The sequence below is a fragment of the Janthinobacterium pasteuri genome, from assembly GCF_051380775.1.
GTDB lineage: Bacteria > Pseudomonadota > Gammaproteobacteria > Burkholderiales > Burkholderiaceae_D > Janthinobacterium.
Map to the genome: position 1 here is coordinate 203453 of NZ_JBNYXS010000008.1, position 12710 is coordinate 216162.

General features: G+C 61.1%; 13 protein-coding genes and 1 pseudogene. 6 read left to right on the forward strand and 8 right to left on the reverse strand.

Annotated features, from left to right (window positions below; all coding sequences use genetic code 11):
- Positions 1–6: 6 nt before the first annotated feature.
- On the forward strand, positions 7–1050 hold the full coding sequence (locus tag ACQ4WN_RS11180; protein ID WP_101483420.1) for a histone deacetylase family protein: 1044 nt from the start codon (positions 7–9) through the stop codon (positions 1048–1050).
- Here ACQ4WN_RS11180 and ACQ4WN_RS11185 read toward each other — a convergent pair.
- The 3 genes from ACQ4WN_RS11185 to ACQ4WN_RS11195 all read right to left on the reverse strand — a co-directional run bounded on the left by ACQ4WN_RS11185 (position 1007) and on the right by ACQ4WN_RS11195 (position 3864).
- On the reverse strand, positions 1007–1651 hold the full coding sequence (locus tag ACQ4WN_RS11185) for a PEP-CTERM sorting domain-containing protein (RefSeq protein WP_436551600.1): 645 nt from the start codon (positions 1649–1651) through the stop codon (positions 1007–1009). The two genes, ACQ4WN_RS11180 and ACQ4WN_RS11185, sit on opposite strands and share 44 nt — an antisense overlap.
- Before the next feature lie 178 nt (positions 1652–1829).
- A complete protein-coding gene (locus ACQ4WN_RS11190) occupies positions 1830–2612 on the reverse strand; it encodes a LytR/AlgR family response regulator transcription factor (RefSeq protein ID WP_436551601.1) in 783 nt (260 codons plus the stop codon).
- Positions 2599–3864 (reverse strand): histidine kinase, encoded by a 1266-nt coding sequence (locus ACQ4WN_RS11195; protein WP_436551602.1) that lies wholly within the window; start codon positions 3862–3864, stop codon positions 2599–2601. The genes ACQ4WN_RS11190 and ACQ4WN_RS11195 overlap by 14 nt, the downstream gene beginning before the upstream one ends.
- 283 nt (positions 3865–4147) lie before the next feature.
- On the opposite strand from ACQ4WN_RS11195, the gene ACQ4WN_RS11200 reads away from it, so the two are divergent.
- From ACQ4WN_RS11200 to ACQ4WN_RS11210, 3 genes are all read left to right on the forward strand, one after another.
- Complete coding sequence (locus ACQ4WN_RS11200) at positions 4148–4573, forward strand: organic hydroperoxide resistance protein (RefSeq protein ID WP_436551603.1); 426 nt, start codon at positions 4148–4150, stop codon at positions 4571–4573.
- Positions 4574–4694: 121 nt separating this feature from the next.
- Positions 4695–5171, forward strand: a complete 477-nt coding sequence (locus ACQ4WN_RS11205; protein WP_436551604.1) for a GNAT family N-acetyltransferase — start codon at positions 4695–4697, stop codon at positions 5169–5171.
- Entirely contained in the window at positions 5168–5839 is a 672-nt protein-coding gene (locus tag ACQ4WN_RS11210) for a Dph6-related ATP pyrophosphatase (protein ID WP_436551605.1), read from the forward strand. Before ACQ4WN_RS11205 ends, ACQ4WN_RS11210 begins: the two co-directional genes overlap by 4 nt.
- Positions 5840–5912: 73 nt before the next feature.
- On the opposite strand, the gene ACQ4WN_RS11215 is transcribed toward ACQ4WN_RS11210, so the two are convergent.
- Together ACQ4WN_RS11215 and ACQ4WN_RS11220 are read right to left on the reverse strand one after the other, a co-directional pair.
- Entirely contained in the window at positions 5913–6377 is a 465-nt protein-coding gene (locus tag ACQ4WN_RS11215; RefSeq protein ID WP_436551606.1) for an FKBP-type peptidyl-prolyl cis-trans isomerase, read from the reverse strand.
- Between the two features lie 157 nt (positions 6378–6534).
- Entirely contained in the window at positions 6535–8412 is a 1878-nt protein-coding gene (locus tag ACQ4WN_RS11220) for a potassium transporter Kup (protein ID WP_436551607.1), read from the reverse strand.
- Positions 8413–8650: 238 nt separating this feature from the next.
- Here ACQ4WN_RS11220 and rarD point away from each other — a divergent pair, with 238 nt between their 5' ends.
- Both rarD and ettA read left to right on the forward strand, forming a co-directional pair.
- Positions 8651–9535 carry an EamA family transporter RarD gene (gene rarD, locus ACQ4WN_RS11225; protein ID WP_436551608.1) on the forward strand — a complete coding sequence of 295 codons (885 nt, stop codon included), beginning with the start codon at positions 8651–8653 and terminating at the stop codon, positions 9533–9535.
- Positions 9536–9632: 97 nt separating this feature from the next.
- Positions 9633–11300 carry an energy-dependent translational throttle protein EttA gene (gene ettA / locus ACQ4WN_RS11230; protein ID WP_436551609.1) on the forward strand — a complete coding sequence of 556 codons (1668 nt, stop codon included), beginning with the start codon at positions 9633–9635 and terminating at the stop codon, positions 11298–11300.
- Positions 11301–11374: 74 nt separating this feature from the next.
- On the opposite strand, the gene ACQ4WN_RS11235 is transcribed toward ettA, so the two are convergent.
- The 3 genes and pseudogenes from ACQ4WN_RS11235 to ACQ4WN_RS11245 all read right to left on the reverse strand — a co-directional run.
- Positions 11375–11953 (reverse strand): porin family protein, encoded by a 579-nt coding sequence (locus ACQ4WN_RS11235; RefSeq protein ID WP_436551610.1) that lies wholly within the window; start codon positions 11951–11953, stop codon positions 11375–11377.
- Between the two features lie 195 nt (positions 11954–12148).
- Entirely contained in the window at positions 12149–12454 is a 306-nt protein-coding gene (locus ACQ4WN_RS11240) for a hypothetical protein (protein ID WP_436551611.1), read from the reverse strand.
- A gap of 144 nt (positions 12455–12598) precedes the next feature.
- Positions 12599–12710, reverse strand: a pseudogene (locus tag ACQ4WN_RS11245) (IS1595 family transposase); the annotation flags it as partial.

The following is a 12710-nucleotide window of genomic DNA, read 5'->3' on the forward strand; positions in this document are numbered from 1 at the left end:
GCCCCGATGCTGACCTTCTACAATGAATTGCACAGCCAGCACCGGGGGCGCTTCGAGATGTTTCGCGGCACCATGGTGCCCTGCTTCGAGACGCCCGAACGGGCCGACATGGTGGTGGCCGAACTGGGGCGGCGCAACCTGGGCCGCATCGTCACGCCGCACGGCGTGCCGCTGACGTCGCTGGAACGCATCCACACGCCGCGCTACCTGCATTTTTTGCGCCACGCCTGGCAAGACTGGCTGGCGCTCGACCCCGCCAATGCGGGCAAGGACGCACTGCCATCCGTGTGGCCCGTGCGCACCTTGCGCAGCGATATCGAACCGGACGACTTCACGGCCAAGCTGGGCCTGTACTCGATGGACAATGGCACGCCGCTGACGGCCGGCACGTGGACGGCGGCCAAGACGGGCGCCGACTGCGCCGTCAACGCAGCCCACGCGCTGCGCCTGGGAGAGCGGGCCACGTTTGCCCTGACGCGCCCTCCGGGTCACCACGCGGGCAGCGATTTCTTTGGCGGCTACTGTTTTCTCAACAACGCTGCCCTGGCCGCGCAGCATCTGCTCGACGACGGCGCCCGCAAGGTCGCCATCCTCGATATCGATTACCACCACGGCAACGGCACGCAAAGCATTTTCTATGCGCGCGACGACGTGCTGTTCGCCTCCCTGCACGCCGACCCGCGCAGCGAATATCCGTTTTACCTCGGCCACGCCGATGAAACGGGCAGCGGTGCGGGGCTCGGCTACAACGTCAACCTGCCGCTGCCGGCCGGCACGTCCACAGCCAGCTGGTTCGCCGCGCTGGAAACGGCCTGCCTGCGCATCAATATGTACGCGCCCGACGCGCTGGTGGTCTCGCTCGGTGTGGATACTTTCGCCGGCGACCCGCTGTCGCACTTCTCCCTGCAAAGCGGCGACTACCTGCGCGTGGGCGAGCGCCTCGCGCATTTGAATTTGCCCACCGCCTTCATCCTCGAAGGCGGCTATGCGGTGAAGGAAATCGGCATCAATGTGGTGAACGTCCTCGAAGGTTTCGAGACGGCTGAATAGAGGCGACGCTCAAACCGGCAAGCCCTGCTTCAGCAGAAGTCTTACGGCGGCGTAACCGCGCAAGGCACATGAGTGCCAGGCCGGCGGGCAGCATCAACGCGACCGTTGGCTCAGGAACGGGTGCCGGGGAAATCGTAAAGGTCGTCTGGTCGGACCAGTCATAACGATTTTCCCATCGTGTTCCCGGCCTACTCCCACCTCTGAGGAAGTAACTGCCGATAACGGCCTGGCTATACCAGGAGTGCGGACCATCATAGCCATAAGTCTTGGTTGCATAATTCAGTTCACCGTCCAGCGTATAACTGAAATTTTTGATTTCACACCGGAGGAAGGAGGAAGTATTGCATCCATAATCGCCTTTCCGGATAGGCAACAACAGTTGACCCAGGGTGAGGAAATAGCTCAGCTCATCAACTGTAATCACGCTGTCCGCATTTCTGTCCTCCCCGCTAAAGCTACCGTGGAAAGTCGCATCGGAATCGAATACGCCAGTAGCCGCGTTGACAAAGCCTTGATAGGTAAATTCCCACGTCGTCGGCTGCGCATGGGCAGCAGATATTCCAGCGACAAGTAGCATGGCGCACAACAGGTTCTTTTTCATGGTTTCCTCATATTTTTGCAAAGCGCCATAAAGGCGCTTCAGGTAGATATGCCAATCACATCTGACGGCATGCCGTCACGTTAATATTATCATAATTAAATATAAATATGACAATGAACGATGGGCGAAGAAAGTATGAAAAAGCCTGCGCTACGGTTTTGAAACGGGGCAATAGCGGCTACATATTGCGGAACAATGCCATGAACGGCTGGCTCACGGCCAGGGTTTCCGGCCGCGTTTTCAGACGCAAGGCGCCGCGTCCCACCTCGTCGCGCGTGACGGATGCCACCATCTTCATGTTGACGATGGTGGAGCGGTGGATCTGCTTGAAAATCGCCGGGTCGAGCACGTCGAGCAATTCGCGGATCGGCTTGCGCAGCAGCGCCTCGCCGTCTGCCGTCATGACGGCCGTGTACTTGGTGTCGGACTGAAAATAGGCGATGTCTTCCACCATGATCAGCCGCGTATCCTTGCCGCTGCTGGCCGTCAGCCACACCAGCGGCGGCGACTTGGCCACCGCCGGCAAGGTGCGGCTTAATTGCTGCAGCAGTCCGGCCAGCGCGCCGTCGCCCGCCTGGGCCTTGCCGGCGCGCGCCTGCACGCGTTGCAAGGTCGCTTGCAGGCGCTCGCGGGCGATGGGTTTTAATAAATAGTCGACGGCGCCCTTGTCGAAGGCATCGATCGCGTACTGGTCGTAGGCGGTGACGAACACCACCTGGGTGCCGGGACTCGCATCGCGCGCGCCGGCCGCCACTTCCAGCCCTGTCAGGCCCGGCATGCGGATATCCAGGAAGGCGATATCGGGCTTGTGCGTGGCGATGGCGTCGAGCGCCGTACCGCCATCGTCGCAGGCGGCGACGATGCGCAGTGCCGGCCACTCTTCGGCCAGCAAGGCCACCAGCGCATCGCGCAGCAGGGTTTCGTCTTCAGCGATGACGCAAGTCATCTCAGGCTGATGCATACGAGACTCCTTGCGCCGTGCTGTCGGGCACCGTGATAGTGGCCGTCACGCCATCGGGAAAATTGGCGACAATGGCAAACGCGGCGGTATTGCCGTAGGTCAGGCGCAGGCGTTCGCGCACATTGCGCAGGCCGATGCCCGTGCCGGCACCGTCGTCGCTGAAACCCTTGCCGTCGTCGGCCACCGTGACGATCACCGTGCCGTTGCCGCTGCGCGCCATGATCCAGATGGTGCCGCCGCCGCTCTTCGGCTCCAGGCCATGCTTGATGGCGTTTTCCACCAGGGTTTGCAGCATCATCGGCGGCAGCTCCACCTGGCGCAGGTATTGCGGCACTTCGATCTGCAGGTTCAGGCGGTTACCCATGCGGATTTTCAGGATATCGAGGTAGGCGCGCGCACGTTCCAGCTCCGTGCCCAGGGTCGACATCGCTTGCTCCGTGCGCGGCAGCGAATGGCGCAGATATAAAATCAGGTTGCCCAGCATCTCGTCGGCGCGCACGGGATCGCTGCGCGTGAGCAACTGCGCGCTGGCCAGGGTGTTGTACAGGAAGTGCGGCTCGACCTGCGCATGCAGCAGGCTCAGTTTGGCCACCGTGAGTTCCTTTTCCGTCACCGTCTGGCGCGCCTCGGCCTGCTCGCCGCGCCGGCGCTGCGCCACCCGGCGCGTCATCGCCCGCGTCACCGCTTCCGCATTTTCCAGGTTGCTGCCATGGTCGACGAGGAACCAGTCGGTCCAGGCATTGCGCGCCGGCTCGCAGATCAGGGTCACGCTGCCCGCCTCGCCATTCGGCGTGACGGTGGCAAGGATCTGGTTCGGACGCGGCTCAAGGAAACCCAGCAGGCGCATGCGGGGCAAGCCCGTGTGCGTGTAGGGCGCGGCGCGGCGCACGCGGGCCTGCACCTGCAGGCTGTCGCGCGCGCTTTCGACCACTTCGCTGCCCGGCAGTTCGCGGATGGCCGCGTCGATCATGTCGAACACCTCGCCCGCCTCGAACGGGATCTCGATCTGGCGCCGCTGGCGGCTCGACAGGGTGCTGGCATTGACGGCGTCGGCGATCAGACGCACGCGGCGCACGTGCGAAAACGCATTCGTGATGACGGCGCTGGCCAGCAGCGCACCGACGATGACAAAGAAGCCTTCCGTGTGTCCGAAAATGTGGCGCAGAAAGGTCTCGACCAGGAGGGAGGTGGCGATGATGTAGGTGAGCATCGTGGCCAGGGTGAGGCGGAAAATAAAAAAGAGGCTGGTCATGATTTTTCCTTGGTATTGAAGTGGGCCCAGCATAACCATAGCCCTCGGCGACGGTGGCCATTATGCGATGGAAGGGCAATACTGGCGACAAAGGCAAGAAAATAAAGCACAAATGGGCGTCGATTCGAAATAAAATCGCTTGCAATTAAATAGCGCACGATATATATTGAACACATGGACGCCGGCAATCGCTTCTTCAGACGGGCATCCTGGGGCACCAGCCCACGAAACAAGTAGTACACTATTTAGTAGTCACCTATTTATCTATCTAAAGGAAACCATCATGTCGATCAAACAAGTCCTGTACCGCGCTGTAGCTACCGCCACCGGAGGCCGCGAAGGCCGTGCCGTGTCGTCCGACAATGTGCTGGACGTCAAGCTGACCACGCCAAAAGAACTGGGCGGCAATGGCGCCACCGGCACCAATCCGGAACAACTGTTCGCCGCCGGCTACTCGGCCTGCTTCATCGGCGCCATGAAATTCGTCGGCGGCCGCGACAAGATCGCCCTGCCGGCAGACCTGTCCATCGAAGGCAAGGTCGGCATCGGCGCCATCGACACGGGCTTCGGCATCGAAGTGGAACTGACAATTTCGCTGCCGGGCATGGAACGCGCCGCCGCCGAAGCGCTGGTCGCCGCCGCCCACATCGTGTGCCCTTACTCGAACGCCACGCGCGGCAACATCGACGTCACCCTGACGATCGTCTGATCGCGCCTGACATAAGCGACTGCGCATCGCCATCAAAACCGCACTGCCTTGAAGGCAGTGCGGTTTTTTTTCACGTGTACCTTTAGAATGGCGCTCTTTTCCTGATTTTTCCGGAGTACGCATGATCGCCTGGCAATGGAACACGTTCGATGAACTCGGCCCCCACGATTTGTACCAGGTGCTGGCCTTGCGCCAGCGCGTGTTCGTCATCGAACAGCAATGTATTTACCCGGACCTGGATGGCCATGACCAGCAAGCCATGCACTTGCTGGGCTGGCAGACGGTCGATGGCCAGCGCCGGCTGGGCGCCTACCTGCGCGTGCTGGCACCCGGCGCCAAATACGTGGAAATGTCGCTGGGCCGCGTGCTGACGGCGCCCGAAGCGCGCACCACGGGTGCCGGCAAGCAGCTGCTGGCGGAAGGCATCGCGCGCGCCGAACGCCAGCACCCTGGCCACGCCATTCGCATCGGTGCGCAGCAGTACCTGGAGCGCTTCTACCAGTCGTTCGGTTTTGTCACCGTCAGCGCCCCCTACGACGAAGACGGCATACAGCACATCGACATGCTGCGCGCGGCGCAGCCGGGAGCGGCAGCATGACGACGGCGCTCATCTCCTGGAGCGGCGGCAAGGATTCCTGCCTGGCCCTGTGGCGCGCACGCAACGCCGGCATGCGCGTGCCGCTGCTGATCACGGCCATGGATGAAGATGGCCGCAAGTCGCGCTCGCACGGCGTGCCGCCGGAACTGCTCGAAGCGCAGGCAGCCAGCCTGGGGGCGCGCCTGCAGCGCTATCACGCCAGCTGGGCTAGCTACGAAGAGAAATTCATCGCCATGCTGCGCGCGGCGAAGGACGAGGGCATAGACCACGCCCTGTTTGGCGACATCGACCTGCAGCCGCACCGCGACTGGGAAGAAAAAGTCTGCGCCACAGCCGGCCTGACGGCCCATCTGCCCTTGTGGGGCGAAGCACGACGCGCGCTGGTCGACGAATTTCTCGCCGCCGGCTTCAAGGCCATCGTCGTCTGCATCAATGGCCGGCACCTGCCACGCGAATTTTGCGGGCGCGAGTTCGACTCTTCTTTCCTCGCCGACCTGCCGCCTGGCGTCGACGCCTGCGGCGAAAACGGCGAATTTCACACCTTCGTCTACGACGGTCCCGCCTTCAGCGCCCCCGTGGCGCTGCGCCGCACGCAGGTGCTGCAATATGACGCACCGGCCGATCTGGGCGGCGCCACGTATTACTTCCAGGAACTGGCGCCAGCCTGAAGGGGACAGGGCCCGCAAAGCAAAAAGGGCGATTCCGTGGAATCGCCCTTGGTAGTAGCTGCCCTGCGTGTGCCTACTTTTTTTTCTCCACGCCGATCAGCTTGACTTCAAACAGCAAGCCCGCGTAGCCGGGAATCGCCGGCGGCTTGCCCGCCTTGCCATAGCCCTGGTCATACGGAATGGACAGGATGCGGGTGCCGCCAACCTTCATGCCGACCAGGCCGCGGTCCCAGCCCAGGATGACCTGGCCGACACCGAGAGGGAAAGGGAAGCCTGCGCCCGTCTGATTCGCATCGAACTGCTTGCCCTTGTTGCCCGGCTTGCTTGCGTCATACAGCCAGCCCGTGTAAAGCACGGTCAGGGTATCGCCCGCGGCCGCCGTTGTGCCGGTGCCAACCACCACGTCGGGGAAGGTGAGTTCCTTCACCTGCGTATTCGGGTCGAGCACGACCGGTTTTTCGGTGTTGGCAGCGGCGCCGCAAGCGGTCAGGGCCACGGCGCAAGCAAGCGTGGCGATCAATTGAAATACCGATTTCATCGTTTCCCTTTAAATATTGGTGTGTGACTGAGGCCCGTACGGTGCGGACCGGTACGGGCTGCAGTTTAACAGGAGTCGCCCGCCCAATTTGTAAGCAGTCGTAAGCAAGCCGTGAAATTTATGCGTCAACGCAACATTGCCACAATTATCACATTGTTCAGATTTCCACCTGCGTGCCCAATTCGATCACCCGGTTGCTCGGGATCTGATAGTAATCGGCCGCCGTGCGTGCATTGCGCGACATGGTGACGAACAGGTGCTCGCGCCACGGCATCATGCCGGCACCCGGCGTCGAGATGATGGTCTGGCGCGCGATGAAGAACGACGTTTCCATCATTTCGAAATCGAGCCCCTGGTCGGCGCAGCGGGCCAGGGCCTCCGGAATGTCCGGTTCATCCTTGAAGCCGTAATGCACGTTCACCTGGAAGCACTGGTGGCCCAGGTCCACCACGCGCACCTGCTCGGACGGCGCCACCCACGGCTCTTCATGCATGTAGACGGTGAGGAAAATGACACGCTCATGCAGCACCTTGTTGTGCAGCAAGTTATGCAACAGCGCATGCGGCACGCCATCCGTTTCGCCGCGCAGGAAGATGGCCGTGCCGGGCACGCGCAGCGGCGGCGCGATGAACAGCGACGAAAGGAACTCGTTGAGCGGGATCGCGTGTTTTTCCAGGTTCTGGAACACCAGCTGGCGACCCCGTTTCCAGGTCAGCATGATGGTGAACAGAATGGCGCCCAGCAGCAGCGGGAACCAGCCGCCGTGGAACAGCTTCAGGGAGCTGGCTGCGAACAAGTTCACATCGATGATCAGGAAGAAGCCCGTGGCAGCCCAGCACAGCAGCAAATTCATCTTCCAGCGATAGCGGATGACGAAGAAGGTCAGGATGGTGGTGGCCAGCATGGTGGCCGTGACGGCGATGCCGTAGGCGGCGGCCAGCTTTTCCGACGAACCAAAACCGACTACGGCCATCAGCACGACGGCCAGCTGCAGCCAGTTGACGGCAGGAATGTAAATCTGGCCGATTTCGCTTTCCGACGTGTGGCGCACGCGCATGCGCGGCAAGAAGCCCAGCGCGATGGCTTGCTTGGTCATCGAGAAGGTGCCGGAAATGGTTGCCTGCGAGGCGATCACGGTGGCCATGGTCGACAAAATCACCAGCGGGTACACGCTCCAGGCGCCCAGCTGCTGGTAAAACGGATTCGAAATGGCTTCCGGGTGCGCCAGCAGCAGCCCGCCCTGGCCCAGGTAATTCAGCGCCAGCGCGGGAAAGGCGATCAGGAACCAGGCCATGCGGATTGGCTTCTTGCCGAAGTGGCCCATGTCGGCGTACAGCGCCTCGGCGCCCGTCAATGCCAGCACCACGGCGCCCAGCGACAGGAAGGCGATACGGCCATTGTCCAGCAGGAAAGCTACCGCGTGCAGGGGATTGACGGCGGCCAGGATGCCTGGCGACTTGATGATATTGACCACCCCCATGCAGGCGAGCGCGATAAACCATATCAGCATGATGGGAGCGAAGAAGCGGCCGATGCCGGCCGTACCATGCGACTGCACCGAATACAGTGCCACCAGCACGGCAATCGTCAGCCACACCACATACGGGCTGAACGCAGGCGTAGCCACTTCCAGGCCTTCGATGGCCGACAGCACGGAAATGGCCGGCGTGATCACGCTGTCGCCATAGAACAGGGTGGCGCCAAAGACACCGATCACCATCAGCGGCACATGCCAGCGCGACGACTTGCTGACCGATGACAACACCAGCGCCATCAGGGCCATGATGCCGCCCTCGCCGCGGTTGTCGGCACGCAGCACCAGGGTCACGTACTTGAGCGAGACAATCAGGGTCAGGCCCCAGAAGATCAGCGAGACGATGCCCAGCAGGTTGTTATGCGTGACCGCCAGGCCGTGGGCAGGATCGAAGACCGTCTTCAGGGTATACAGCGGACTGGTGCCGATATCGCCGTAAACGATGCCGACGGCAGCCAGTGTCAAGCCGACCAGGCTGCTTTTTTTGTGTTCCGACGTCAAGATTGCACCCGTTTTTGTTTTGTTGCATCGCACAATATGATAGGTATTAGCAAATAGCAAGAGTATTTTTGCATGGTTCCGCAGCTGCCCCAAGGTCGTGGTTTTGTGCCGCTCCGCCTTGCTGCGCGGGCTTGCGGCAATTGATTTGTTGCCATTCTACGCCTCGTCAGCGGCGCCGGGCAGCCCAAGATGTTTTCAGCCATAATGACAGACTGTCTACTCTCCATCGAAGCCCACCATGAATCCAGGCATGTTGTACGCCTCCCTCGCCTTCCTGTGCTGGGGCCTGTTTCCCCTGTATTTCCATGCCATCGTTGAGATCGCACCGCAGGAAATCCTGGCGCACCGCATGGTATGGTCACTGTTGTTCCTTGGCATCGTGCTGACCGTGCGCCGGCAGTGGCGCTGGCTGGGCAGCCTGAAAGCGCAGCCCAGGGTCGTGGCCAGCTTCGTCGCCAGTGCCTTTTTGCTGTCCGCCAACTGGTTCATTTATATCTGGGCCGTCAACAACGGCCACGTGGTCGACGCCAGCCTCGGCTACTTTATTACGCCCCTGATTAATGTCATGCTGGGCTTCTTGCTGCTGCACGAGCGCCTGCGCCGCCTGCAGTGGCTGGCCATCGGCCTGGCCGCCTGCGGTGTGGCCTGGCTCACTTGGCAGGCGGGGCAAGTGCCCTGGATCGCCCTGCTGCTGGCAGCCACCTTTGGCGGCTATGGCTTGCTGCGCAAGACGGCTGCGCTCGGTGCCCTGGAAGGCCTGTCGTTTGAAACATTGATTCTGTTCCCCCTGGCGCTGGCCTACATGCTGTGGCTGGGCTGGCATGGCCAGAGCGGCTTCGTCAATACTGACTCGTCCGCCACCCGCGCCCTGCTGCTGGCGTCCGGCCCCATCACGGCCATTCCCCTGCTGCTGTTTGCCGCCGGCGCGCGCCGCCTGCCACTGGCCGTACTGGGTTTGCTGCAATATATTGCCCCCACAGGACAGCTGCTGATCGGCGTATGGGTCTTCCACGAATCGTTCACGCCCGAGCGCATGCTGGGCTTCCTCGTCATCTGGGCGGCGCTGGCCCTGTACGCGGCCGAGGGACTGTGGACAGCCCGCAAGGCACGCGCCAGCGCCTAGCTTTGCCCCTGGCGTCCGTTTTCGCAGCGCGCAGCGCTGGCCGGAAGCGGGCGTTTACCGTATCCTGTTCGTCTTTGTATATCACCCGAGATTTCTAATGGCAAATTACGTCTACACCATGAATCGCGTGGGCAAAATCGTCCCGCCCAAGCGCCAGATTCTGAAAGATATTTCCCTCTCCTTCTTCCCAGGCGCGAAGATCGGCGTGCTGGGCCTGAACGGTTCCGGCAAATCGACCCTGTTGAAAATCATGGCAGGCATCGATACCGACATCCAGGGCGAAGCCGTGCCGATGCCAGGCCTGAACATCGGCTACCTGCCGCAGGAACCGCAGCTGGACCCGGAAAAAACCGTGCGCCAGGAAGTCGAATCGGGCCTGGGCGAAGTGTTTGAAGCGCAAGCCAAGCTGGAAGCCGTGTACGCCGCGTATGCCGAGGAAGACGCCGATTTCGACGCCCTGGCCACGGAACAGGCACGCCTGGAAGCGATCATCTCCACTTCGGACGGCGGCAATTTGAATTTGCAGCTGGAAATGGCCGCCGACGCGCTGCGCCTGCCGCCATGGGACGCCCAGATCGGCGTGCTGTCCGGCGGTGAAAAGCGCCGCGTGGCGCTGTGCAAGCTGTTGCTGTCCAAGCCCGACATGCTGCTGCTCGACGAGCCGACCAACCATCTGGATGCGGAATCGGTGGACTGGCTGGAACAATTCCTGTTGCGCTTCCCTGGCACCGTGGTGGCCATCACCCATGACCGCTACTTCCTCGACAACGCGGCCGAGTGGATCCTGGAGCTGGACCGCGGCAGCGGCATTCCATGGAAAGGCAATTACTCGACCTGGCTGGAGCAGAAGCAAGCCCGCCTGAAGCAGGAGGAATCGACCGAATCGGCACGCCAGAAGGCGCTGCAGAAGGAATTGGAATGGTCGCGCCAAAACCCGAAAGCGCGCCAGGCCAAGTCCAAGGCCCGCCTGGCCCGCTTCAACGAACTGTCCGAGCACGAATACCAGAAACGCAACGAAACGCAGGAGATCTTCATTCCCGTGGCCGAACGCCTGGGCAATGACGTCATCGAGTTCAAGAACGTGTCGAAAGCGTTCGGCGACCGTTTGCTGATCGACAATCTGAGCTTCACCGTGCCGCCAGGCGCCATCGTCGGCATCATCGGCCCCAACGGCGCCGGTAAGTCGACCCTGTTTAAGATGATTACAGGCAAGGAACAGCCCGACAGCGGCGAAGTGGCCATCGGCCAGACCGCGCGCGTGTCCATCGTCGACCAGAACCGCGATTCGCTGGCCGACAACAAGTCCGTCTTTGAAGATGTGTCCGGCGGCGCCGACATGCTGACCGTGGGCCGCTTCGAAATGCCGTCGCGCGCCTATCTGGGCCGCTTTAACTTCAAGGGTTCGGACCAGCAGAAAATGGTCGGCAATCTGTCCGGCGGTGAACGGGGACGTCTGCACCTGGCCAAAACCCTGCTGATGGGCGGCAACGTCCTGCTGCTTGATGAACCGTCAAACGATCTGGACGTGGAAACCTTGCGCGCGCTGGAAGATGCCTTGCTGGAATTTGCCGGCAGCGTCATGGTCATTTCGCATGATCGCTGGTTCCTCGACCGTATCGCCACGCACATCCTGGCCTTCGAAGGCAATTCGCAAGTCACCTTCTTTGACGGCAACTATCAGGAATATGAAGCCGACAAGAAAAAACGCCTGGGTGAAGAAGGCGCCAAGCCGAAACGTATCCGCTACAAGCCATTGACGACCTAAGTTTTACGTCTGGCCATGCAAAAAGGCAGTTACCTCGCGGTAACTGCCTTTTTTTTCAGCAAACTTCTAAACCATTAGAAGTTGTAGCGTGCGCCTAAAGCGAGGCCCGTGGCCTTGCGGCCCTGGTCGGCACTCTTGCCGAAGTGTTCCACTTCCGCCGTCAGCGAGACTTTCTCGTTGATCGCGTACTGGGCACCGACGGAAGCGTACACGCCCGTCTTGTCGTTGCCGCTGATGCCGGTCGACAGGCCCGTACCGCTCAAGCTATTGTTGACCTTGGCCACACCGAGCTTACCGAACACGCCCACTTTATCGCTCACCGGCATGCTGGCCTTGCCGGCCAGGTAGTAGCCGTGCGAATCGCTTTTCACGGAACCGTTGCCAGCGCTGGTGACATAACTGTAATCCTTGCTGCCGAAATCGGCGTAACCGCCCTCGACCGCCCAGGTTTTGTCGAAATCGTAACCGGCGAAAACCTTGGCGCCTGCCTTGTAGCCGCTGTGATTATCGGCGCTGGTGGCGCCAGGAATGTCAAAATTGTAGCGGTTACCCGTGATGCCGGCACCCACATAGGCGCCTTCAGCGTGCGCGGCGCTCATGCCGGTCAGTGCGGTAACGGAAGCGATCATTGCAAACAGGATTTTCTTTTTCATCGTGTTCTCTCTCAAATAGTTGACGTGCCTGAATTCGCAGTTCAGCGAAGTGCGATGACTACACAATAACAGCCGAAAAAAGCTACGTCTTTCTCCATTCCGTAAGAACTGTGACAAGATGTAAGCCGACATTGCAAACTGACAATAACGTCAAAATAAGCAATTTTGAGCGAACTTAAGATAGACTTAAGAGCATTAGCGATTTTCGGTCAAAAAGAGAGGTGCATGCACAAACGCCATTTTCTCGCCGCCGGTATGGCCGTCGCGGCCCTGCCCGCCATCGCCCGGGCGGCGCCCGCCGGCCTGCGCGGTCCGGCCCTGCTGACCATCACAGGCAGCATAGCCAAGCCTAACCGGGGCCCGTTCGACGCCCTGCGCGACCAGATGATGCACAAGCAAAAGATCAGTTTTGAGCGGGCGCACGCATTCGACTTTGCGGCGCTGACGAACTTGCCGGCGCGCACCATCCACCCCACGCTGGAGTACGATGGCAAGGCACATGCCCTGCGCGGACCGCTGCTGGTCGATGTCTTGAAGGCGGCGGGCACCCCGGAGGAAGATGAGGTGCGCCTGCTGCTGCGCGCCGTGGACGGCTATGCGGCGGCGCTCACCGTGGCACAGGCGCGCGCACAGCGTTTTATTAGGCTATGTCACCGTAAGGTGTGGGAACTCTCCCATGGTTGCCTTCAACAATGTTTCTGGGGAGCGGATGCGTCCGGCGTCGAGTATCCAGCGCCACCCCAGATAATTCGGCAGG